Genomic DNA, 20215 nt, shown 5'->3' on the forward strand with positions numbered 1-20215 from the left:
TTTCCACCCATGCCGAGCAACCTCTACCTCGCCGGAACCGAGGCGCGATCGGGCAAGTCCGCCGTGGCCGTCGGGCTCCTCCACCGCCTGGGAAGGACCGTCGGCCGGGTCGGGGTCTTCCGCCCGGTCGTGCGCTCGGGTGAGTCCGACGCCCTGCTCGAGACGTTGCTGAGCCAGCTGCCCGCCACGCCGCTGTCCGTCGGCGACGCGTGCGGCGTCACCTACGAGGACATGCACGCCAACCCCGAGCACGCGATGGGCCTCATCGTCGACCGGTTCCACGAGGTGGCACACGGACACGACATGGTCCTCGTGGTGGGCTCGGACTTCAGCGACGTCGCGGCCCCGACCGAGTTCGTCGTCAACGCTCGGATCGCGGCCAACCTCGGGTCCCGCATGATTCTCGTGGTGCCGGCCCTCGACCGGCAGCCCGAGGACATCGTCACCTCTGCCGAGATCTCGGTCAGTGCAGCGCGTGAGCACCATGCCCACGTGGCCGGCGTGCTCGCGAACCAGGTGCCCGTGGACCGCCTGGCGGCGACCCGGGCCCGGCTCGCCGAGTGCTTCCCCTCGCTCGCCGCCCAGGCGCTTCCGGAGACCCCGGTCCTGCGCGCTCCGACGGTGAGGGACCTCGTCGCGGCGTGTGACGGCCGGCTCGTCCACGGCGACCCCGACCTCCTGGACCGGGAGAGCATGGGCCTCGTCGTCGCGGCCATGACGATGCCGCACGTCCTGGACCGGCTCATCGAGGGAGGTGTGGTCATCGCGCCCGGCGACCGCGAGGACGTGGTGCTCGGGGCGATCCTGGCCCACCGGTCGAGCACCTTCCCGAGCCTGTCCGGAATCGTGCTCAACGGAGGCTTCGATCTCGCCCCGCAGATCCAGCGGCTCATCGAGGGACTCGACATCCGGCTTCCGGTGGTCGCGACCGCAGGCGGCACCATGGCGACCGCCTCGCTCCTCGGCGCGGCACGGGGACGGATCACGCTCGACGCGACCCGCAAGATCGACGCGGCGGTGTCCATGGTCGACGCCGCCCTCGATGCGAAGACCTGGCCCGACCTCCCGGAGATGCCCGCCGGCGCGCCGGTCACGCCCCTGATGTTCGAGCACCTGCTTGCCGAGCGCGCCCGCAGCGCGCAGGCCCACATCGTCCTGCCGGAGGGCACCGAGCCCCGGATCCTGCAGGCCGCGGCCATCGTTCGCGAACGCGACCTCGCACGGGTGACGCTGCTCGGTGCGCCCGACGACGTGCGCGCCGCTGCGGCCGCCGCCGACGTCGACCTCGGTGACGCCCACATCGTGGACCCGCTCACGAGTGCGATGCGCGAGCGGTTCGCGACCGAGTACGCACAGCTGCGGGCGCACAAGGGCGTGACCCACGACCAGGCCTTCGACATCGTCGCGGACGGCGCCTACTTCGCGACGATGATGGTCCAGGACGGGCTGGCCGACGGGATGGTCTCGGGGTCCATCACGACGACGGCGCACACCATCCGTCCAGCCCTGGAGATCGTGCGGACGACGCCGGACGTCTCCATCGTCTCGAGCGTCTTCCTCATGTGCCTGGCCGACCGCGTCCTCGTCTACGGCGACTGTGCGGTCAACCCCGACCCCACGGCCGCGCAGCTCGCGGACATCGCCATCAGCTCTGCCGCGACCGCCCTGCAGTTCGGCATCGAGCCGCGGGTCGCGATGCTGTCCTACTCCACGGGGGGCTCCGGGAGCGGCGCCGACGTCGACAAGGTCCGGGAGGCGACCGCGCTGGTGCGCCAGCGTGCCCCGGAGCTGCTCATCGAGGGACCCATCCAGTACGACGCCGCGGTGGATCCCCACGTGGCGAGGACCAAGCTCAAGGACAGCCCCGTCGCGGGACGGGCCACGGTGCTCGTCTTCCCCGACCTCAACACCGGCAACAACACCTACAAGGCCGTCCAGCGCAGCGCCTCGGCCGTGGCCATCGGCCCCGTGCTCCAAGGTCTGCGGCGGCCCATCAACGACCTCTCCAGGGGAGCGCTCGTGCGAGACATCGTCAACACCATCGCCATCACTGCGATCCAGGCACGAGCCTGATGGCGCGATCCCGCATCGTCCTCGTCGTCAACGCAGGGTCGTCATCGCTGAAGTACCAGGTGCTCGACGCCGCCTCGGGAGGGACCGCGGCCTCCGGGATCGTCGAGCGGATCGGCGGACCGGGACGCCTGAGGCACACCTCGAACGGGCAGCGCCACGAGCGGCAGGTCACCTGTCACGACCACACCGAGGCGCTCGACGCAGCCCGGGCCGCGCTGCGCGAGCACGGGCCGGACCTCGACGAGCTCGACCTCTTCGCGGTCGGCCACCGGGTGGTGCACGGAGGCCCGAGCTTCAGGGAGCCGGTGATCATCGACGACGCTGTCGTGAGTGCGATCGAGGAGCTCATCCCACTCGCCCCGCTGCACAACCCGGGCAACCTCGAAGGCATCCGTGGGGCGCTGTCGCGGTTCCCGGACACCCCTCAGGTGGCCGTGTTCGACACCGCGTTCCACCAGACCCTGCCTGCGGCAGCCCACACGTATGCCGTGCCCGCACCGTGGCGCGAGGACCACAGGGTCCGCCGCTATGGCTTCCACGGCACGTCGCACCGTTATGTCTCCCGTCGAACGGCCGAGCTGGTCGGGCGGGAGCCGGGCGCCTGCAACGTCATCGTCCTCCACCTCGGCAACGGGGCAAGCGCCTGCGCAGTGCTTGGCGGCGAGAGCGTCGACACCTCGATGGGTCTCTCACCGCTCGAGGGCCTCGTCATGGGCACCCGCTCGGGCGACGTCGACCCGGCCCTCGGCGCCTACCTCCAGCGGGTCGCGGGACTGGACGGGACGGCATACGAGACCGCACTCAACAAGGAGAGCGGGCTCCTGGGGCTGGCCGGCGTCTCGGACCTGCGGGAGGTCGAGTCCCGGCGTGCCGACGGCGATGCCGACGCGGCCCTCGCGGTCGACGTGATGGCCCACCGGCTGCGGAAGTACATCGGCGCGTATGCCGTGGTGCTGGGTCGCGTCGACGCGCTCGCCTTCACGGGAGGCATCGGCGAGAACAGCAGCCTCGTGCGGGCCGAGGTGCTGAGCGGGCTCGGCGTCCTGGGCGTTGAGCTCGACACAGGTGCCAATGACGAGGGGGAGCCCGAAAGGCGTGTCACCACCGACGGGAGCCGGATTCCCGCGTGGGTCGTCCCGACCAACGAGGAGCTGGAGATCGCCCGCGCCTGCCTCGACCTTGTGGGAGATCGGACTATCCGGTAGCGGCCCAGCCACGTCCTGGGCGTCGTCGTCTCCTCCCTTGACGACGCAGGCGTCAACAGCAACCGCTGGTGACGGCCAAGCGCCCCAAGGAGCAGGATTTCCGGCCCAGCGTGGCCTGTGCCGCAAGTCCTCCCCCTCGCTGCTAGATTTGCCGCGTGTCTTCGCGTACCCCACCCCTGCTCGAGCTCGACCGAGCCGACGTCCGTCGCGCCCGCACGCTGGCCCGCAAGGTCGGCAAGCCGGTCGTCGACATCGCCAGCCGCCACACGACCGTCTCGGTCGAGCGCGCCACGCTGCGGCTCGCGGGACTGTCCGGTGCCGACCACGAGCGGGTGCCGTGGGTCAACCACCTCGTGGACGCCGTCCGTGAGGGCGTCGGCCTGGAGCACGGAGTCACGCAGCCGGTGTGGGACGCCCTACGACGGGGTGCGGCCCCCGACCTGCTCACGCTGGCCCAGATGGCGAGCAGCCGTTCCGTCGACTTCCGCCTGCCCGAGGGCAAGGACGCCACGGCGGCAGCCAAGCAGTCCCGGCAGGCGGTGGCACACGGCATACGGACGATCGACCGCCAGCGTGCTGCACGCGAACGGCTCGTCAAGCGTCACGGTGACCCGGAGCAGCGGCCCTGGATCTATCTCATCGTCGCCACCGGTGACATCTACGAGGACATCCCGCAGGCCCAGGCCGCCGCTCGCGAGGGCGCCGACGTCATCGCCGTCATCCGTTCCACGGGGCAGAGCCTGCTCGACTACGTGCCCGAGGGTGCGACCCGCGAGGGCTACGCGGGGACCTACGCCACCCAGGAGAACTTCCGGCTCATGCGGGCCGCGCTCGACGAGACGAGCAAGGAGGTCGGGCGCTACATCCGCCTGACCAACTACGCGTCCGGGCTGTGCATGCCCGAGATCGCGGCGCTCGCGGGCATGGAGCGCCTCGACATGATGCTCAACGACTCCATGTACGGCATCCTCTTCCGCGACATCAACCCCATCCGCACGTTCGTGGACCAGCGCTTCAGCCGCCAGGTGCACGCGCGCGCCGGAATCATCATCAACACCGGCGAGGACAACTACCTCACGACGAGCGACGCCGTCGAGGCCGCCCACACCGTCACCGTGAGCCAGCTGCTCAACGAGTACTTCGCCAAGGAGGCCGGGCTCGAGGACTGGCAGCTCGGGCTGGGCCACGCGTTCGAGATCAACCCCGACCTCAAGGACAGCTTCCGGATGGAGCTCTCCCACGCGCTGCTCGCCCGCACCCTGTTCCCGGACGCGCCGCTGAAGTGGATGCCGCCCACCAAGCACATGACCGGTGACGTCTTCCGGGGCAACCTGCTCGACGGGTTCTTCAACCTCGTCGGCGCCCTCACCGGGCAGGGCATCCTCCTCGTCGGCATGATGACCGAGGCCGTCGTGACCCCGTGGATCTCCGACCGCGACATCGCCCTGCAGAACGTCCGCTACGTCCTCAACGCGGCCGGCGGCCTCACCGAGGACTTCCACCCGCCCCGCGACGGCTTCATCCAGACCCGCGCCCGTCAGGTCCTCGGCGAGGCGATCGACCTGCTCCAGCAGATCACCGACGAGCCCGGCAGGGCACCGCTGCTCGAGGCGATCGCCGACGGCACGTTCGGCGAGATGAAGCGGCCCGCGACGGCCGGCAAGGGCCTCGACGGCGTCGTCGAGCGCGCCGACGGCTACGACAACCCCGCGACCACCCTCCTCGAGACAGGGGCGACCCGATGAGCGCTGTGACCAGCGACGAGAGCGGCGTCACCGAGCTTCCCTCGGTTCTCCGGCCCTATGGCGACCAGACCGGCGACGGCATGGTGCAGGTGTCGTTCACCCTGCCCATGCCCAACGGCAAGCGCGCCGAGGGCGCCGCCCTCCAGCTCGCCAGCAGGATGGGCATCGAACCGGCGCTCGTCGTCCATGCCAAGGCGATCGGTGAGGGGTTCACCTTCTTCGTCGTCTACGGGCCGGTGAAGCACCTCGTCGAGCCCGGGCTCGTCGAGGTGGTCGAGCGCGAGTTTCCCCTGCTCTCGGGCAAGGAGATCAACACCGCGATCAAACGCCACCTGCGTCGCAAGCTCGTCGTCGTCGGGGCCTGCATCGGCACCGACGCCCACACCGTCGGCATCGACGCGATCCTCAACATCAAGGGCTTCGCGGGGGAGAAGGGGCTGGAGTACCACCGCGAGGTCAAGGTCGTGAACCTCGGCGCGCAGGTGCTCATCCCCGAGCTCGTCGAGCGCGCCCGCGAGGAGAAGGCAGACGCCGTCCTCGTCAGCCAGGTCGTCACCCAGCGAGACGCCCACATCTCCAACACGACGGCGATGTCGGCGGCCTTCCGCGAGGCGTTCCCCGCGGGCAAGGTTCCGCTGCTCGTCGTCGGCGGACCGCGCTTCGAGGAAGGGTCCGCCGGGTCGCTCGGTGTGGACCGGATCTTCGGCCGGGGCACGACGCCCGGCGAGGTCGCGAGCTACCTCGTGCACGCACTCGTGCCGCAGGCTTCGGTGTCCCGTCAGAGCAAGGGAGCATGAGCACCATGACCGCAACTGTCGGCACGACGGTCACCCACCGTCGCTACGTGCCCTACAGCCACGCGCACTACGCGGGCAACCTCGTCGACGGCGCCTACTCCTTGGCCGCCTTCGGTGACGTCGCCACCGAGATGTGCATCGTCACCGACGGCGACGAGGGCCTGTTCGCGTCCTACAGCGACGTGCAGTTCCTCGCGCCCGTGCGCGCCGGCGACTGCATCGAGATCGAGGCGACGCTGGTCCGGGTCGGCACCCGCAGCCGTGAGATGGAGTTCGCGGTGCGCGTCGTGGCCCGCGGCAACCCCGAGCGGGGCGAGTCCGCGGCCGACGTCCTCGAGCCCGCCGTCGTGGCGACGACGGCGCGTGGCGTCGTGGTGGTGCCTGCGCGCTGAGGTCGGTGACCTACGGTGTCTGCGTGCCACCGAAGACTCCGTATGCCGTGCGCCTCCTCGGTGCGCTCCTCAGTGGGCTCCTGCTGTGGCTGGCCTTCCCCGAGCACAACCTGTGGTGGCTCGCGCCGGTGGCCGTGGGCCTGCTCGGCGCGGTGACGATCGACGTCGGCGGCCGTCGAGGGTTCGTGCTCGGTCTCGTCGCAGGATGGGCGTTCTTCGTGCCCGTGCTGTCATGGACCGGCATCTATGTCGGCCGCCTGCCGTGGTTCGCGCTCGCGACCCTCGAGGCGCTCTACTTCGGGGTCATGTGCGCCGTCGTCGGCTTCGTGGGTCAGCGACTCCGCGCGCGCTGGGGCGACCTGGCGTATGCCGTCATCCCCCTGGCGTGGGTCGGCCAGGAGCTCGCTCGGGGCACGACGCCGTTCGGCGGCTTCCCGTGGGCACGGCTGGCCTTCAGCCAGGCCGACAGCCCGCTCGCCAACGTCGCCCAGTGGCTCGGCGCTCCCGGAGTCACCTTCGCCGTCGCACTGGTGGGTACCGAGCTGCTCCTGGCGGCTCTCGCGCTGCGGGACAGCTGGCGCTTCGCCGTGCTGCAGCTCGGGCTGACCGTCGGTTTCGTCGCCCTCGTGGGGCTGCTGCTCGTCCCACCCGTCGACGGCCGGAAGGTCACGGTCGGGATGGTGCAGGGCAATGTCCCGCACCCCGGGCTGGACTTCAACGCCGAGCGTCGCGCCGTCCTCGACAACCACGTCCGGGGAACCGAGCTGCTGGCGCAGAAGATCAAGGGCGGCGCGGGGGAGGGGCTCGGGCAACCGCTGAGCCTGGTCGTCTGGCCCGAGAACGCCTCGGACATCGACCCCATCCGCAACGCCGATGCCGCCGCACAGGTGCAGCGCGCGGTGAGCGCCGTCGGAGTGCCGATCATCGTCGGCGCCGTCCTGCAGGAGCCGGAGCCCGAGGTCTCCAACGTCTCGCTGTTCTACCGCCCCGGGGGAGGTGAGCCCGAGCGCTACGTCAAGAACCATCCCGTGCCGTTCGCCGAGTACATCCCCTACCGCTCCTTCTTCCGCAACTTCAGCGACAAGGTCGACCTGGTGACCAAGGACTTCGCCAAGGGCACCGAGCTCGGTGCGTTCGACGTCCGTGCACCGTCGGGCAGCTACTGGGCCCTGCCGACGATCTGCTTCGAGGTTGCCTACGACGGCCTCATGCGGAACTCGGTGAACCAGCCCGGCAAGGACGCGAGCCTGCTCCTGGTCCAGACCAACAACGCGACGTTCGGCTACACCGCGGAGTCCGAGCAGCAGTTCGCCATCTCCCGGATCCGCGCCATCGAGCACGGGCGCTCGGTCGCCCACGTGTCGACGGTCGGGGTCTCGGGGTTCATCGCCCCGGACGGCTCGGTGACGGGTAAGACCGGGCTGTTCACGGCCGAGCAGCGGATCGGGTCGGTGACCATCCGCACGGCCAAGACGGTCGCCGACCGGCTCGGGCCGTGGCCAGAGTGGCTCGCCGGTGGAATCCTCCTGGCGATGCTCGGATTCGCCGTGGTGGTGGGCCGAGAGGTTAGGGTCGGACGACCTGTTTCGGCTGCACCGACGAAGGACCATGGTGACTGAGCGTCCGCCCCTCGACCGCGTTGTCGTCCTCATCCCGACCTACAACGAGCGCGAGAACCTGCCCACCATCGTCGAGCGACTGCGTCGTGCCGTCCCCGAGGTGGACGTGTGCGTCCTCGACGACAACTCTCCCGACGGCACCGGCGCGCTGGCGGACGAGCTGGCCGAGGCAGACGACCAGGTCCACGTCCTGCACCGGGCGGGCAAGGAAGGTCTCGGGGCGGCATACCTGCATGGTTTCGCGTGGGCACTCGAGCAGGGCTACGACGCGCTCGTCGAGATGGACGCCGACGGCTCGCACCGGCCCGAGGACCTGCGCCGCCTGCTGCGAGCGGCCGAGGAGGCCGACGTCGTCATCGGTTCTCGGTGGGTCAAGGGAGGTGAGGTCGTCAACTGGCCGACGCACCGCAAGGTCCTCAGCGTCGGCGGCAACATCTACACCCGGCTCGTGCTCGGCATGCACGTCAACGACGCGACCGCCGGCTACCGCGTCTACCGCTCGGCGGTGCTCAGGCAGCTCGACCTCGCCACGGTCGAGTCCGCGGGCTACTGCTTCCAGGTGGACCTCACGCGGCGTGCGGTGCTGGCAGGGCTCGTCGTCGTCGAGGTGCCCATCACCTTCGTGGAGCGCGAGCACGGCGAGTCCAAGATGGACCAGAGCATCGTGCGCGAGTCGCTGAGCCGCATCACCGGCTGGGGCATTAAGCGCCGCACCGAGCAGGTGAAGGAACGGCTGACCGGCCGCACTCGTTGGCACACGTTGTGACCACCCCGATCGGCTCCACCCCCTACGCGCGGCGACGCAAGCGGCCGCGCTGGCTGACCTACGTGCTCGTGGGGCTCGTCCTCGCCCCCATCATCGAGATCGCGGTCCTCATCGCCGTCGGCAGGACGATCGGCCTCGGATGGACCCTGGCCGCCTGGCTCCTGCTCACGCTGCTCGGCACGTGGCTCATGCGCCGTGAGGGCTCACGCACCTGGAAGGCCCTGCGCGAGGCCTCGCGGACCGGCCGCATGCCCAGCCGCGAGATCGCCGACGGGGTGCTCATCCTCATCGGCGGAGCATTCCTGCTGCTGCCCGGCTTCGTCAGCGACGTCATCGGACTCTTCTTCGTCCTGCCCTTCACCCGCGGCCTCGCCCGTCGCCTCCTCGAGGCCTTCGTCACGAGCCGGGTGCTGGTGCGCATGCCCTTCCCGGGCCCGGACGGCCCGTCGAACCCCGGAGCCCAGGGCACCATCCGCGGCGAAGTCATCGACTGATTGCCCGTTGGGCGCAGCCCAACGGGCAATCAGTCGATGCGGTGGCTGGGGTGGGCCGAAATGCACGTATGCCGTGTGCCCTTGGTGGGCACACGGCATACGGCGTCTGTGGGGGAGACCCTCAGGCGGACTTCTTCTTGCCCGGCTTCTCACCGCGCGAGGCGCGCAGGAGGGTGAGGCGCTCCTCGAGGAGCTCCTCGAGCTCGGGGATGGAACGACGCTCGAGGAGCATGTCCCAGTGCGTGCGAGCCGGCTTGACGGGCTTGGCCTCGGGCTCGGGGCCACCGCCCTGGAGCTTGGCCTCCTCGCCGCAGCGGCACTCCCAGACTGCCGGGATCTCGGCCTCGATCGAGAACGGAAGCTCGATCCGGTGGCCCTGGGGGCACAGGTAGGTCGTGATCTGACGCTCGCTCGGGACGACGTTCTCGTCCGTCTCCATGCTGAGGGCGCCGAGTCGGCTGCCGCGCAGGCTGCGTTCTGCCATGGGGTGTCTCCCAACGAATTCGTGGATCCCGACGGGTGGGTGCTGGCGCCGGGTGTCACAGATGGAACGGTTGAACATCGACCGTTGTTCCGAGAACAGCGATGGCCTCGACGCTGCCCGTTCAGGGCGCGGGTCCCCCTGTGACTGGAATCACGCCCTTGAGGCGCGACATATCAGTCTAGCGGACTCAGACCACTGCTGGCACATCGTTGCCGGCCTCGAGGATGCCCCGGCGCATGTCGACCTTGGCGAGGAGGATCCCGCCGACCACGAAGAAGATCATCAGGGCGAGGATCGCCGGGCGGTAGGAGTCGGTGAGCTGGTGGACCACACCGAAGATCACCGCACCGAACCAGCTGGTCCCGCGCTCGAGGGCCTGGTAGAGGCTGAAGAACTCGGCCTCGCGGTCGCGGGGGACCAGTTGCGAGTACATCGAGCGGCTCAGCGCCTGGGTGCCACCCATGACGAGCCCGATGCCCACGCCCAGGGCGAAGAGGGCCGCCACGGCCTTCTCGGGGACGAAGAACGCGGCGACGATGACGAGCAGCCACAGGACGATCCCACCGAGCACGGTGCGCCAAGCGCCGAGGCTGCCGGCGACCTGTCCGAAGAGCAGCGCTCCACCGAACGCGACGAACTGCACCATGAGGAACAACGTGAGCATCGTGGTCTCGGAGAACCCCAGCTCGGCGGTGCCGTAGAGGCTCGACTGGCCGATGACGGTCTGGATGCCGTCGTTGAAGAACATGTAGGCGACGAGGAAGAGGAGCGTCTGTCGCAGCGACAGCAGGTGCCTGAAGGTGTCCTTGAGCTGTCGCACGCTGCCGCCGACGACCCCTGCCTTGGCCGCCACCGCGGGTCGTTCGACGCCACGCAGCTGCCACATCCCCAGGACGGGGATGAGGGTGAAGAGCCCCCACCACAGGCCGGCCATGAGCATGCTGATGCGCACCGCCTGTCCGGTGCCACCGAAGGTGTCCTTGTTGCTGAGCATGAGGAAGTTCACCGCGAGCAGGAGCCCACCTCCGAGGTAGCCCAGGGCCCACCCGCGCGACGACACCTTGTCCCGGTCGTCGGGCGTGGCAATGCGCACGAGGATGGCGTCGTAAACCACGAGCGAGGCGCCGAGCGCGATGCTCGCGACCATGAGGAGCACGACACCGAGCTGCCAGTTGGTGCCCTTGACGAAGAACATGAGGGACGCCGCCGTGGCACCGATCGCTGCGAAGAGCCCCATCAGGCGCGCCGGCCGCTTGGTCCGGTCGGCGATGGCGCCGACGAAGATCAGCAGGACAGCGCCGACGAAGGTGGACAGGCCCACCGTGTAGGGATGGAGCGAACCCGGGTCGATCGGGACGCCGAGGACGTTGAGGTCGGTCGTGCAGTCCGCCCCGTCAGCCAGCCCGGGGCACGCCGCCTCCGTCGCGATCGAGGTCAGGTAGGGACCGAACAGGACCGTGGCGGTGGTCGTGACGAAGGCGGAGTTCGCCCAGTCGTACCAGTACCAAGGGCGTTGGAAACGGGCGTTGGCGCTGTAGTCCTCGGTGACCTGGGTGGCCGACTGCGTCGTCATGTGCCGAACTGTGACACACCGGGCGGGGGAAGCGCGCGAGTATGTCTACTCAGCCCACGTACTCCCAGTGCCAGGGCTCGGGGGTGGCACCCGAGGGGGAGGCCCAGCTCGGGTGGAACCAGCCGTAGAGCGGTGCGTTCTGCTTCATCCAGAGGTGGGCCGGCGAGCCGAAGTTGTTGATGCCGCCACACAGGTCCAGCGCCATCCCGAGGCCGTGACGGCTCGTGCCGGGCCGTGCGGCGAAGCGTCCGCGCTTGGCCTTGGTGGAGTACTGGTCGGGAAGCGAACGGTAGGAGTCCGTGACGCAGATCGGGCTGCCGGTCTGGCGGGCGTAGGCCTGGCTCATGGCGTTGAAGGCGGCCGCGGCACGGGGAGAGAGCATCTCGCCGGAGGCCTGCCACAGCGGACAGAGGGCCGCCGCAGGGAACATGCCGTTGGGGTAGGAGCCCGAGGCCGTGCTGCAGGGCTTGCCGACGCCGGCTGCGGCGATCGGGGCACCGAGGACCTTCTGCAGCTTGACGTAGGCGGCCTTGGCCTCCGGCGTCTGGATGCCCACGAGGTAGGCCGCGACCGGACCCGCCTTGGCGACATCCTGGGCCTGTGTCTTCTGCAGGGCGGCCAGCTTGGTCTTCTGCTTCTCGACGAGGACATCGAGCGCCGCCTTCTCCCGCACGATCTTGGCGGCGGCGTCCGTCGCGACCTTCTGGGCGGCGTCGCGGCTCGCCGTGAGCTCACGCTGCCGGGCGGTCAGGGCGCGGACCTCCTCGAGGGCGCGCACTCGTTGGTCAGTGAGGTAGGACAGGTCACCGAGCGGGTCGCCGACCTCGGCCTCCTCGGCGCGCATCGCGTCGAGCATGGAGAGCATCTCGCCACCGGTGCCGCCCTCGGAGTAGGCCTGGAAGGCCCACTCGCGCACGATGGCGCGTGCCCGGTCGAGCCGCGCCTGGAGCACCTCGAGCTCGATCTTGGCCTGCGCCGCGGACGCCGTGGCCGCAGTCTCGGCCGCTCGTGCCTCGGTCAGCGACTCCAACAGCGCGTTGGACTGGGTGGACAGGCCCTGCAGCTCCTTGAGGGCGACGGACAGGACGGTGTTGGAGGCAGTGATCTGTGCCCAGATCTGGTTCGCGGAGTCGATCTGCGCGGCCAGGTCCGTCGTGGTCAGCAGCTGGTCGGGGTCGAAGGATCGCGGTCCATCGTTGGACTGTCCGGGTGGCGGCGGCTGCCAGGGAAGGCGAGGAGTCGGCCTGGGCGCAGGTGCCGTCGTCATCCAGGGTCGCGTGGCCGGCGCCGTGGTGCTGCTCGCGGGTGGGGTCGTCGTTCCCGGGGGAGTCGTGGTCGGGCGGGTCGCGGGGGATGGCGTCGTGGTGGGTGACGGCGTCGCCGTGGCGGTCGGACTGGGGGTGGGCGTCGGAGTCAGCTGCGGCACCAGCACCGAGGTGGGGTCGGGCGTGGGCGTCGTCGGCAGGACCGTCTCGGCGGAGGCGACGCCGACGGACAGGACAGCGGCCACCGCGGAAGCGGTCAGAACGGCCGCGCACTGCGACAGTCGTCTCCGTTGCATGGTCGGTGTCACTCTCCGGGCGCTTCGACGAGCTGCCCCTGCGGACCGGGCTGAACCCGGCGGTCTCTGCCCCAAAGACTAGATGAGGGCCAGAGGCCTGTCAGCCGTTCTCGCTGACTCCCATCGCCTTGGTGACAGCCTTCGCGAGGACCGCGTGTCCGGCGTCGTTGGGGTTGGTCCCGTCGGCCACCATGAGCCCGGGCTTGTCGACCAGGGGCTGGTCGGTGTCGAGGAAGCTCACCTTCGCCTCACCGGCTGCCTGCTTGACACTGGACGTCTGCGCGCTCAACGAGTCGGGCACCGGTCGCAGGTCCCACCAGGGGTTGACGACATAGATCTTGGCGTCGGGCAGGGCCTTCTTCAGTGCTGTGAGGGTGTCGGAGACGGCCTGCGAGAAGTCCTTGGGCGCAAGGCCCGAGTCGTTGCCACCACCGGTGACGATGACGGTGGACGGGTCGGCCTTGACGGCCTGCGCGACGATGCCCTCGAAGTTGGGACACGCCTTGTCACCGCACGAGCCCTCGGGGCCCTTGCGCAGGTAACCGGTGCGGGCGTGACCGAGGTTGACCTCCTTGAGACCGAGGTCGGCCGCGACGATGGCGGTCCAGCGCTTCGCGGGTGCACTGGCGCTCTTGCCCTCGGTCATGGAGTCGCCCAGGAACACGACCGGTCCACTCGAGGTCGAGGGAGAAGGGGAGGGCGACACCGTGCCCGTCGACGGCGCGGACACGGTGGCCGACGGCCCTGCGGCCGCAGAGTCGGGCCCACGGGTGCGCAGCGAGAAGCCGACGAGGATCAGGGTGAGGACCAGAAGCCCCGCGAGGGCCCCGTTCCCGAAGCGGTCGTTCATAGCGTGCAGTGTTCCACGAGACCTCGCGCAGCTCGGGGAGGCCACAGGCTGTCCGCTCGCACGTCCGGAGCGTCGTCCACAGGCGTGCGATCGAGGCAACGTTGTCCACAGATCGCCGTCCGGGGCTGGCAGCGCCCCCTGTGCACGTCGCACGCTGACACCTGACATCGGTGCCGCGTTGCGGCGGAAGCAGGGGAGTGGAGCATGGCGACGAGGACCGCGGAGAAGTCCGACGACGAGATGGAGCCGGTCAACAGCGTGGAGCTGTCCGGCCGGGTGAGTGGTGAGCCGGAGGTCCGGGTGCTCCCCAGCGGCGACGACCTGGTGACCCTGCGCCTGGTCGTCGCCCGACCGGCCGGTGGGCCGGTCGACACGATCGACCTGGCTTGCTGGTCCAAGGCTTCCCGTCGCTCTGCCACACGCCTGAGCGACGGCGACCACGTCCACGTCACGGGCTCCCTGCGCCGCCGGTTCTTCCGGACCGCTGGGGGCGCGGCGAGCCGCTACGAGGTGGAGGTGACGAAGCTGGCCCGGCGTCGGGTCAGTGCGTCAGCTTGAGACCGACCACGCCCGCGACGATCATCGCGACGAGGAGGAGGCGCAGCGCGGAGGCCGGCTCCTGCCCCGTCAGCATCGCGTAGACCACGGTGAGCGAGGCACCGATGCCCACCCACACGGCATACGCCGTCCCGACCGGAAGGTCGCGCATCGCGAAGGCGAGGCCGCCCATGCTCAGGGCGAGAGCCACACCGAAGGTGATGCTCGGCGACAACCGGGTGAAGCCCTCGGAGCGACCGAGCGCGGTGGCCCACACCGCTTCGAGGACTCCGGACAGGACGAGGACGATCCACGACATGACGACTGTCTCCCTGGGCCGTCTTGTCGCGTTCCGGGTACGGCGCCCCTCGTCCGGGAGCCCCAGTCCGGGCTCTCGAGCCAAGGTCCCACACGCCGGTGCCGGGGGCAAACCCGCGTCAGCCGGGGGAGTGGCGCTCTGTCGGGTGTCCGACCCACGGAGGAAGATCGGTCCCGTGGGTGACGATGCGACGCGTGAGGCCCGGCTGCGGGACCTCGCCCTGCTGCGCCGGGTGCGTGACCGCATGGACCGGGAGTTCGCCCTGCCGCTCAACGTCGAGGCGCTGGCCCAGGACGTCCACATGTCCTCGGGCCACCTCAGTCGCTCGTTCAGGGCCGCCTATGGCGAGTCGCCCTACAGCTACCTCATGACGCGACGGATCGAGCGGGCGATGGCCTTGCTGCGCCGAGGCGACCTCAGTGTCACCGACGTGTGCTTCACGGTCGGCTTCTCGTCGCTCGGCACGTTCAGCACGAGGTTCAGCGAGCTGGTCGGGATGTCACCGATCGGCTACCGCCAGAGGGTCGAGCGGTCCGATGGCGAGCTGCCGTCCTGCGTCACCAAGGCCGTCACCAGACCGGTCAGGAATCGAGAAGCGGCACCCCACCCTCGCGACTAGCGTCGACGACATGGACATCGCCATCTCCCACAGCTTCCTGCCCCATACCGATCCCGAGGCCTCGCTGGCCTTCTATCGCGACACGCTCGGTTTCGACGTCCTCGCCGACGTCGGCCGGGGAACGATGCGCTGGATCACGGTCGCCCCGGCGGGCAGCCGCCAGCCCTCGATCGTCCTCAGCCCGCCGGCCGCCGACCCGGGCATCACGGACGAGGAGCGCAACACCATCACCGAGATGATGGCCAAGGGCACCTTCGCCACCATCGTGCTGTCGACACCGAACCTCGAGGAGGCCTTCGACCGGGTCCAGGCCAGCGGGGCCGAGGTGACCCAGGAGCCCACCGACCAGCCGTGGGGAGTGCGTGACTGCGCCTTCCGCGACCCTGCCGGCAACCACGTGAGGATCAACCAGGCGTCGTGAGCACCAGGAGCCGCTGACCATGATCCTGCCGACGGTGCGCGACCCGCGCCTCATCACGGTCCGCCGCGGTGGCACGCTCAGCGATGCCGACCACCGGCTGCTCGCGCTGTGGGCCGCTTCCTGCGCCGAGCACGTCCTGCACCACTTCGAGTCGAGCCGACCCGACGACTCCAGACCACGCGACGCCATCGCGGCCATCCGGGCCTGGACACGCGGTGACCTCGCCATGATGCCGACACGCGCGTCCGGCGGGCATGCCATGGGTGCCGCGCGCGAGCTGCACGGTGCAGCCCGTCATGCCGCGTATGCCGCTGGGCAGGCTGCCGTTGTCGCTCACGTCGCCGAGCACGACCTGGGCGCTGCGGCCTATGCGATCAAGGCCGCACGCGCCGCGGCTGCGGACGACGAGACCGATGCGGCCGGTCGGCTCGAGTGCCGGTGGCAACGCGACCGGCTGCCCGACGCGGTTCGCGCGCTCGTCCTGGAGGACCAGGAGCGACGCAACGACCTCTGCTGGAACGTCTTCCAGTAGACGAGCACACGAATGCGTCACACGTCGCTGAACCCCGCGTTGGGTGGGCGGCATGGCCTGCTGAGGACACCAACGCAAACCGCCGATAATCAACATTATGTCAAGTAGGGCGGATCAGGCAGCGACGACGGCCTTCCCAACACGACGTGCGACCTCCCCCGCCGGTCCACCGAGTCAGGCCGAGGCGAGACGTTCGGACGGTGACGTCATGAGGCCGGGCGCCGGCTCGTCGAACCCGAGCCGCCGGTAGAAGGCCGCTGCGCCCAGGTTGTCGGTTCCCACCCCGAGGTGCACGCCGGGCACGCCCCGACTGACGAGCTCTCCGCCCAGGGTGTGCAGCAGCAGGCGTCCCAGGCCGCGGCCCTGCGCCTCAGGAAGCAGGTCGACGTGCAGGTGGGCCGGGAACGCATCCAGGTCCGCAAGAGCGACCATGCGCTCCGGTTGCGTGCCGCCGGTGAACAGCCAGGCCTCGTCCTCGTCTGCGGCGACCGGACCGTGACGGACGACGAACTCCTCGACCCATTCCCGGCGCCACCAGTCGGCGAAGGCCGCCGTGTCGGCGACCGCGATGACGTAGCCGACGGGCCCCTGGCCCTCGTCCACAACCCACGCGAGGCGGTCCGGGTAGCGCATATAGGGCTCGAGATAGACATCGGGGATGAGCCCGTCGTCGGACCAGCGACCGGTCGCATCTCGGCCGCTGTCCCCCGTGAGCACGCAGACCCGCCGCATCGCCCCCAGGTCCTCGATGCTCGCTTGCCGGATCATCGCTCCACCCGAGCCAGGAGCTCACCGTGGACGACGACGAACCACGCATCGGGTGAGGCACCCCATCGCTGCCATCCGGTGGCCATGCGTGCCACGTCGTGCGCGCTGACACCCTGCTCCCCGGCCTGCTGCGCGAACGTCGCGCCACCGACTCGCGCCGCCTGGCTGTCCCCCCACCACCTGCACGCCTCGTCGTCCGCGTAGGTCCACACGCTCGTCGAGAGCTGGACCTCACCCAGTCCGGCCTCACGGGCCCAGGCCCGCACGTGCCGGGCCGCGTCCGGTTCAGCACCGTTGGCCCTGGCCACACGGCGGTAGAGCGTGCGCCACTCCCCCAGCTCCGGCACCTCGGGATACCAGGCCATCGCGCCGTAGTCGGCGTCGCGCGCCGCGACCCACCCGCCGGGACGACAGACGCGGGACATCTCCTTCAGGGCGCGAACCGGGTCGCTGAGGTGCTGGAGCACCTGGTGCCCATGGACGACGTCGAACGAGTCGTCGTCATAGGGCAGGTCCAGCACGTCAGCGATCTCGAACCGGGTCGTGGTGTCGCCCCGGCGCATCGCCTCTGCTCGGGCCGCCACGAGAGGTTGCTCCACCGGTTCGACTCCCACGACCTGACCCGGGGCCAGTCGCTCGGCCAGGTCCACAGTGATCGTCCCCGGCCCGCAACCGACGTCGAGGAGGCGCATGCCGGGCTCGAGGACGGCAAGCAGGTAGGCGCACGAGTTCTCCGCCGAACGGCGGGCATGGGATGCAAGGACAGCGCCCTCATGCCCATGGGTGTAGCGAACAGGCCTCTGCCCCAACGGTTCTGTCACTGCAGCCCCTGGTGCGCCGCCCAGAGCTCACTGGCACGAGTGGCGGCAGCGTCGATGAGGCCGGCAAGCTCCGGTCGGTCGGGAACCCGGAACGAGGTGTAGCCCCCACGCCCACCGGCGACGAGCCGCCCGTAGGCCTTGGCCGCGACGTGACCGTCGGGCAGCAAGCGCACGTTGAGGGTCAGGAGGACGAACTCCTCATCGCGCCGGGTGTCCGTCCACTGCAACTCCTCGGGGATCGTGACGTTGATGGCGAGCGCACTCACATCCACCGCGTTGCGATCCATGGGGTCTGCTGGTCCCTCGCTCTGGGTTGTGCTCACGCGTCTGTCCCTTCCTTGGCGAGCGCCCTGGCAATCATGCGACGCCCCTGCGCCTCGAAGTCGGCGTCGCCCACCTGATGAGCCCACACCGCCGTCCCGATCGCCTCAGGGACCAGCTGCTGCTGCCACTGCCTGCACGCTCTCGGGTCCGAGCCGTAGCCCGCGACGGACAGGGTCTCCGTCACGGGATGGGACAGGGCGCGCCCTCGCAGCACGGGCGGATGTAGCCACATCCGTCGCAGCGCTCGTGCGAGGTCTCCCAACGCATGAGCTGGCCGCAGTTGGGGCACGGTTCGGTCAGGTCGGCCATATCGTGCACCCTATGACTTGCGCCGTCGCTCCTCTGGGACCTGACACGCCGCTGGAGTGTGAGGACATTCGCCGTCGTCCCGACCCGGGCACGTGACGAGCGGGCTCGCCGACGAGCTCGGCTACCACCACAGCACGGGAGGCCGAACCCACCGAGCCATCCGTTGGCTGGGCGGCACCCGAGCCGGGGCCTGGACATTCGCGCACACCCTGCGTCACGCCGACGCGGTCGTTGGACGACTCACCCGCGGACGCCACAGCGCACCGAGCATCTGCACAGGCCTGGCGGTGCTCACCCTGACCACGATGGGACGCAGGTCAGGAATGCAGCGCACGACCCACCTCATCGCCACTCCACGGGGGAACGCCCTCGGCCTACTCGGAACAAACTTCGGCCAGCACGCAACGCCGGCGTGGGCACGCAACCTCGAGTCGCACCCTCACGCCACCGTGACCTACCGCGGTGTCACGCGAGAGGTCCTGGCGCGACCGGCGACGTCCGCCGAGGCCGAGGCAGTCTTTGCCGAGGCAGCAACCTTCTACCCCGGCTATCGCAGCTACCGACGGAGGGTGTGCGACAGTCGTCAGATCCGGGTCTTCATGCTCGAGAGCGCAACAGGACCACACGACGCTCAGAACAGTTGAGTCCCAAGCGAACTCACATGCTCAGCCGGATCTCCATCCCCACCGTCACGGTGTCACCCAGCTGCACGGACTCCGCGCGGCGAACCTTGTCCTTGAGCGGCACGACGTAGCCACCGTCCTTCGGCCACAGCGAGGTCGTCCATGAGGTTCGACCGATGCGCAGGCTCACCGGAACCATTCCCCACCCATAGCTCACGAGCTCCGCGGCCTCGCGCACCTCGTCGCACAGGTCCTCGGGAACGGACACGAAGTGGTACGGCGCCGGTCCACGCCACTCCCACACCTCGCCGGTGAACTCGAAAGTGACGCTGTCCATGCCGGTCAACCTAACCCCGCGCGGGCACGAGGCAGGGTGAGTCGCCGACGGACTCTTGACGCGGCATACCAACTCTTGACCTGTGGGGAACCCGCCGTTGACCACGACGCTCCTACGGTGGACAACGCTGCGGCAGCGAGGGTCAGGGAGTCTTTTCGCTCCACCGCAGCCACCCTGCTTCCTTTCCTCCGGAGCAGGGCGTCGTCACCCCCATCGGTCCAGGGGCCCAGGCACCGGTGGGGGTGACGACGGCCGGGGCCCGTCAGGTGGTCGCCAACAGGTGGGCACGCTCGTGCCCGATCACGGTGAAGCCCTCCCGCAACAGCACGGGCAAGGACTGGGTACGCCGGGCCTTGGTCACCGCGGTGTGGCAGCGGGCGGTCGAGGCAAGGTCGAGCCGGGCGGCGAGCATCGCGGCATACACGCCTCGTCGTCGCGCCTGGGACAGGACGGCCGCACCCACGAGCGCCGCCACGCCGTGCTCGAGACCGACGCGGGCCCGCCCGACAGGCACGCCGTCGAGCCAGCCGATGACCCAGGCGGCCGACGCGCGCTCCAGGTCGTCGAGGACCTCGGCGAGCAGCTCGGCGCGGTCGGCCGGCTCTGGGTCGTCAAAGACGCCGACTCCGATGTCGACCATGGCGTCGAGACCGGCGGCGTCCTCGAGCAGCGTCACGCGCACGCCCGGCGCGATCACCGGAAGCCGCCCGTCGACCGCTCGGGCCAGACACACCTGGTCCTCGACGGTCGTGGCCCCCGCCGCGAGGACGAGCTCCTCGAGCCCCACCGGGCTCGAGTCGTCCCGGAACCACCACTGCGCGCTGCGCGCACCCGCGTCACGAAGGTGTGCCGTGAGCTCGCCGAAGAGCTCAGCCGGCTCACGTTGCGAACGGGTCCAGTGCACGACGAACGCCCGCTCGGGCTCGGGCGGGTAGTGCGTGATGAGCGCGTCCTCGTGGCCGAGCGTCACGTAGCCGCGTCCCGGCACCACACCGTGACGGGTGATCGCCTGCAGCACCACGTCCGGGAACGGCGGCACCTCAGGC

24 protein-coding genes and 1 riboswitch are annotated in these 20215 nt (G+C 70.0%); of the genes, 13 read left to right on the forward strand and 11 right to left on the reverse strand.

Annotation, left to right across the window (positions count from 1 at the left end; genetic code table 11):
- Positions 1-9: 9 nt before the first annotated feature.
- The 8 genes from pta (at position 10) to ASG74_RS13045 (ending at position 9091) form a co-directional block, all read left to right on the forward strand.
- The gene (gene pta, locus ASG74_RS13010) at positions 10-2073 is read left to right on the forward strand and encodes a phosphate acetyltransferase (RefSeq protein ID WP_056144223.1); all 2064 of its coding nucleotides are present in this window, start codon (positions 10-12) and stop codon (positions 2071-2073) included.
- Positions 2073-3278, forward strand: coding sequence for an acetate/propionate family kinase (locus ASG74_RS13015; RefSeq protein WP_056144226.1), 1206 nt, complete (start codon positions 2073-2075; stop codon positions 3276-3278). The genes pta and ASG74_RS13015 overlap by 1 nt, the downstream gene beginning before the upstream one ends.
- A 155-nt stretch (positions 3279-3433) precedes the next feature.
- The gene (locus tag ASG74_RS13020; protein ID WP_082569731.1) at positions 3434-5023 is read left to right on the forward strand and encodes a lysine 5,6-aminomutase subunit alpha; all 1590 of its coding nucleotides are present in this window, start codon (positions 3434-3436) and stop codon (positions 5021-5023) included.
- Entirely contained in the window at positions 5020-5820 is an 801-nt protein-coding gene (locus tag ASG74_RS13025; RefSeq protein ID WP_056144228.1) for an OAM dimerization domain-containing protein, read from the forward strand. Before ASG74_RS13020 ends, ASG74_RS13025 begins: the two co-directional genes overlap by 4 nt.
- Positions 5817-6212 (forward strand): hotdog domain-containing protein, encoded by a 396-nt coding sequence (locus ASG74_RS13030; protein ID WP_082569732.1) that lies wholly within the window; start codon positions 5817-5819, stop codon positions 6210-6212. The genes ASG74_RS13025 and ASG74_RS13030 overlap by 4 nt, the downstream gene beginning before the upstream one ends.
- A 23-nt stretch (positions 6213-6235) precedes the next feature.
- Positions 6236-7831, forward strand: a complete 1596-nt coding sequence (gene lnt, locus ASG74_RS13035) for an apolipoprotein N-acyltransferase (protein ID WP_235498953.1) — start codon at positions 6236-6238, stop codon at positions 7829-7831.
- Positions 7821-8597 carry a polyprenol monophosphomannose synthase gene (locus ASG74_RS13040; protein ID WP_056144235.1) on the forward strand — a complete coding sequence of 259 codons (777 nt, stop codon included), beginning with the start codon at positions 7821-7823 and terminating at the stop codon, positions 8595-8597. Before lnt ends, ASG74_RS13040 begins: the two co-directional genes overlap by 11 nt.
- Positions 8594-9091, forward strand: a complete 498-nt coding sequence (locus ASG74_RS13045) for an FxsA family protein (RefSeq protein ID WP_235498955.1) — start codon at positions 8594-8596, stop codon at positions 9089-9091. Before ASG74_RS13040 ends, ASG74_RS13045 begins: the two co-directional genes overlap by 4 nt.
- Positions 9092-9212: 121 nt before the next feature.
- On the opposite strand, the gene ASG74_RS13050 is transcribed toward ASG74_RS13045, so the two are convergent.
- The 4 genes from ASG74_RS13050 to ASG74_RS13065 form a co-directional block, all read right to left on the reverse strand.
- Positions 9213-9575: an RNA polymerase-binding protein RbpA gene (locus ASG74_RS13050; protein WP_056144237.1), complete on the reverse strand. Its 363-nt coding sequence runs from the start codon at positions 9573-9575 to the stop codon at positions 9213-9215.
- A gap of 187 nt (positions 9576-9762) precedes the next feature.
- A complete protein-coding gene (locus tag ASG74_RS13055) occupies positions 9763-11148 on the reverse strand; it encodes an MFS transporter (RefSeq protein ID WP_056144242.1) in 1386 nt (461 codons plus the stop codon).
- A 49-nt stretch (positions 11149-11197) separates the two neighbouring features.
- Positions 11198-12658 carry a M15 family metallopeptidase gene (locus ASG74_RS13060; protein ID WP_056144245.1) on the reverse strand — a complete coding sequence of 487 codons (1461 nt, stop codon included), beginning with the start codon at positions 12656-12658 and terminating at the stop codon, positions 11198-11200.
- A gap of 151 nt (positions 12659-12809) precedes the next feature.
- Positions 12810-13559 (reverse strand): SGNH/GDSL hydrolase family protein, encoded by a 750-nt coding sequence (locus ASG74_RS13065; protein ID WP_056144249.1) that lies wholly within the window; start codon positions 13557-13559, stop codon positions 12810-12812.
- Positions 13560-13763: 204 nt separating this feature from the next.
- Here ASG74_RS13065 and ASG74_RS13070 point away from each other — a divergent pair, with 204 nt between their 5' ends.
- Positions 13764-14117, forward strand: a complete 354-nt coding sequence (locus ASG74_RS13070; RefSeq protein ID WP_056144252.1) for a single-stranded DNA-binding protein — start codon at positions 13764-13766, stop codon at positions 14115-14117.
- Here ASG74_RS13070 and ASG74_RS13075 read toward each other — a convergent pair.
- Positions 14101-14415 carry a DMT family transporter gene (locus ASG74_RS13075; RefSeq protein WP_056144255.1) on the reverse strand — a complete coding sequence of 105 codons (315 nt, stop codon included), beginning with the start codon at positions 14413-14415 and terminating at the stop codon, positions 14101-14103. The two genes, ASG74_RS13070 and ASG74_RS13075, sit on opposite strands and share 17 nt — an antisense overlap.
- 12 nt (positions 14416-14427) lie before the next feature.
- Positions 14428-14493, reverse strand: a riboswitch (guanidine-III (ykkC-III) riboswitch).
- A gap of 97 nt (positions 14494-14590) precedes the next feature.
- On the opposite strand from ASG74_RS13075, the gene ASG74_RS13080 reads away from it, so the two are divergent.
- The 3 genes from ASG74_RS13080 to ASG74_RS13090 are packed head-to-tail and all read left to right on the forward strand — an operon-like array spanning position 14591 to position 15987.
- The gene (locus ASG74_RS13080) at positions 14591-15034 is read left to right on the forward strand and encodes a helix-turn-helix transcriptional regulator (protein WP_056144258.1); all 444 of its coding nucleotides are present in this window, start codon (positions 14591-14593) and stop codon (positions 15032-15034) included.
- Between the two features lie 10 nt (positions 15035-15044).
- On the forward strand, positions 15045-15455 hold the full coding sequence (locus tag ASG74_RS13085) for a VOC family protein (RefSeq protein WP_056144261.1): 411 nt from the start codon (positions 15045-15047) through the stop codon (positions 15453-15455).
- Positions 15456-15474: 19 nt separating this feature from the next.
- A complete protein-coding gene (locus ASG74_RS13090; RefSeq protein ID WP_056144264.1) occupies positions 15475-15987 on the forward strand; it encodes a putative immunity protein in 513 nt (170 codons plus the stop codon).
- A 174-nt stretch (positions 15988-16161) separates the two neighbouring features.
- On the opposite strand, the gene ASG74_RS13095 is transcribed toward ASG74_RS13090, so the two are convergent.
- The 4 genes from ASG74_RS13095 to ASG74_RS17740 are packed head-to-tail and all read right to left on the reverse strand — an operon-like array spanning position 16162 to position 18084.
- A complete protein-coding gene (locus ASG74_RS13095; RefSeq protein ID WP_056144267.1) occupies positions 16162-16755 on the reverse strand; it encodes a GNAT family N-acetyltransferase in 594 nt (197 codons plus the stop codon).
- A complete protein-coding gene (locus tag ASG74_RS13100; protein WP_327035157.1) occupies positions 16752-17576 on the reverse strand; it encodes a class I SAM-dependent methyltransferase in 825 nt (274 codons plus the stop codon). Before ASG74_RS13100 ends, ASG74_RS13095 begins: the two co-directional genes overlap by 4 nt.
- Positions 17573-17899 carry a hypothetical protein gene (locus ASG74_RS13105; RefSeq protein ID WP_082569734.1) on the reverse strand — a complete coding sequence of 109 codons (327 nt, stop codon included), beginning with the start codon at positions 17897-17899 and terminating at the stop codon, positions 17573-17575. The genes ASG74_RS13100 and ASG74_RS13105 overlap by 4 nt, the downstream gene beginning before the upstream one ends.
- On the reverse strand, positions 17896-18084 hold the full coding sequence (locus tag ASG74_RS17740; protein ID WP_235498959.1) for a hypothetical protein: 189 nt from the start codon (positions 18082-18084) through the stop codon (positions 17896-17898). Before ASG74_RS17740 ends, ASG74_RS13105 begins: the two co-directional genes overlap by 4 nt.
- 217 nt (positions 18085-18301) lie before the next feature.
- On the opposite strand from ASG74_RS17740, the gene ASG74_RS13115 reads away from it, so the two are divergent.
- The gene (locus ASG74_RS13115; protein WP_056144278.1) at positions 18302-18853 is read left to right on the forward strand and encodes a nitroreductase family deazaflavin-dependent oxidoreductase; all 552 of its coding nucleotides are present in this window, start codon (positions 18302-18304) and stop codon (positions 18851-18853) included.
- Positions 18854-18866: 13 nt separating this feature from the next.
- Here ASG74_RS13115 and ASG74_RS13120 read toward each other — a convergent pair whose 3' ends face one another.
- Together ASG74_RS13120 and ASG74_RS13125 are read right to left on the reverse strand one after the other, a co-directional pair.
- Positions 18867-19169 carry a DUF1905 domain-containing protein gene (locus ASG74_RS13120; RefSeq protein ID WP_056144281.1) on the reverse strand — a complete coding sequence of 101 codons (303 nt, stop codon included), beginning with the start codon at positions 19167-19169 and terminating at the stop codon, positions 18867-18869.
- Positions 19170-19431: 262 nt separating this feature from the next.
- Positions 19432-20208: a GNAT family N-acetyltransferase gene (locus ASG74_RS13125; RefSeq protein ID WP_235498960.1), complete on the reverse strand. Its 777-nt coding sequence runs from the start codon at positions 20206-20208 to the stop codon at positions 19432-19434.
- Positions 20209-20215: the final 7 nt, after the last annotated feature.

Source organism: Knoellia sp. Soil729, from assembly GCF_001427985.1.
In the GTDB taxonomy this organism is placed as follows: Bacteria; Actinomycetota; Actinomycetes; order Actinomycetales; family Dermatophilaceae; genus Knoellia.

Excerpts from the sequence above, each read along its gene's own strand:
- ASG74_RS13040 (WP_056144235.1), top strand. The coding sequence starts at position 7,821 with ATGGTGACTGAGCGTCCGCCCCTCGACCGCGTTGTCGTCCTCATCCCG.
- ASG74_RS13070 (WP_056144252.1), top strand. The coding sequence starts at position 13,764 with ATGGCGACGAGGACCGCGGAGAAGTCCGACGACGAGATGGAGCCGGTC.
- ASG74_RS13120 (WP_056144281.1), bottom strand. The coding sequence starts at position 19,169 with ATGGACAGCGTCACTTTCGAGTTCACCGGCGAGGTGTGGGAGTGGCGT.
- ASG74_RS13050 (WP_056144237.1), bottom strand. The coding sequence starts at position 9,575 with ATGGCAGAACGCAGCCTGCGCGGCAGCCGACTCGGCGCCCTCAGCATG.
- ASG74_RS13065 (WP_056144249.1), bottom strand. The coding sequence starts at position 13,559 with ATGAACGACCGCTTCGGGAACGGGGCCCTCGCGGGGCTTCTGGTCCTC.
- ASG74_RS13095 (WP_056144267.1), bottom strand. The coding sequence starts at position 16,755 with ATGATCCGGCAAGCGAGCATCGAGGACCTGGGGGCGATGCGGCGGGTC.
- pta (WP_056144223.1), top strand. The coding sequence starts at position 10 with ATGCCGAGCAACCTCTACCTCGCCGGAACCGAGGCGCGATCGGGCAAG.
- ASG74_RS13075 (WP_056144255.1), bottom strand. The coding sequence starts at position 14,415 with ATGTCGTGGATCGTCCTCGTCCTGTCCGGAGTCCTCGAAGCGGTGTGG.
- ASG74_RS13090 (WP_056144264.1), top strand. The coding sequence starts at position 15,475 with ATGATCCTGCCGACGGTGCGCGACCCGCGCCTCATCACGGTCCGCCGC.
- ASG74_RS13085 (WP_056144261.1), top strand. The coding sequence starts at position 15,045 with ATGGACATCGCCATCTCCCACAGCTTCCTGCCCCATACCGATCCCGAG.
- ASG74_RS13025 (WP_056144228.1), top strand. The coding sequence starts at position 5,020 with ATGAGCGCTGTGACCAGCGACGAGAGCGGCGTCACCGAGCTTCCCTCG.
- ASG74_RS13015 (WP_056144226.1), top strand. The coding sequence starts at position 2,073 with ATGGCGCGATCCCGCATCGTCCTCGTCGTCAACGCAGGGTCGTCATCG.
- ASG74_RS13055 (WP_056144242.1), bottom strand. The coding sequence starts at position 11,148 with ATGACGACGCAGTCGGCCACCCAGGTCACCGAGGACTACAGCGCCAAC.
- ASG74_RS13030 (WP_082569732.1), top strand. The coding sequence starts at position 5,817 with ATGAGCACCATGACCGCAACTGTCGGCACGACGGTCACCCACCGTCGC.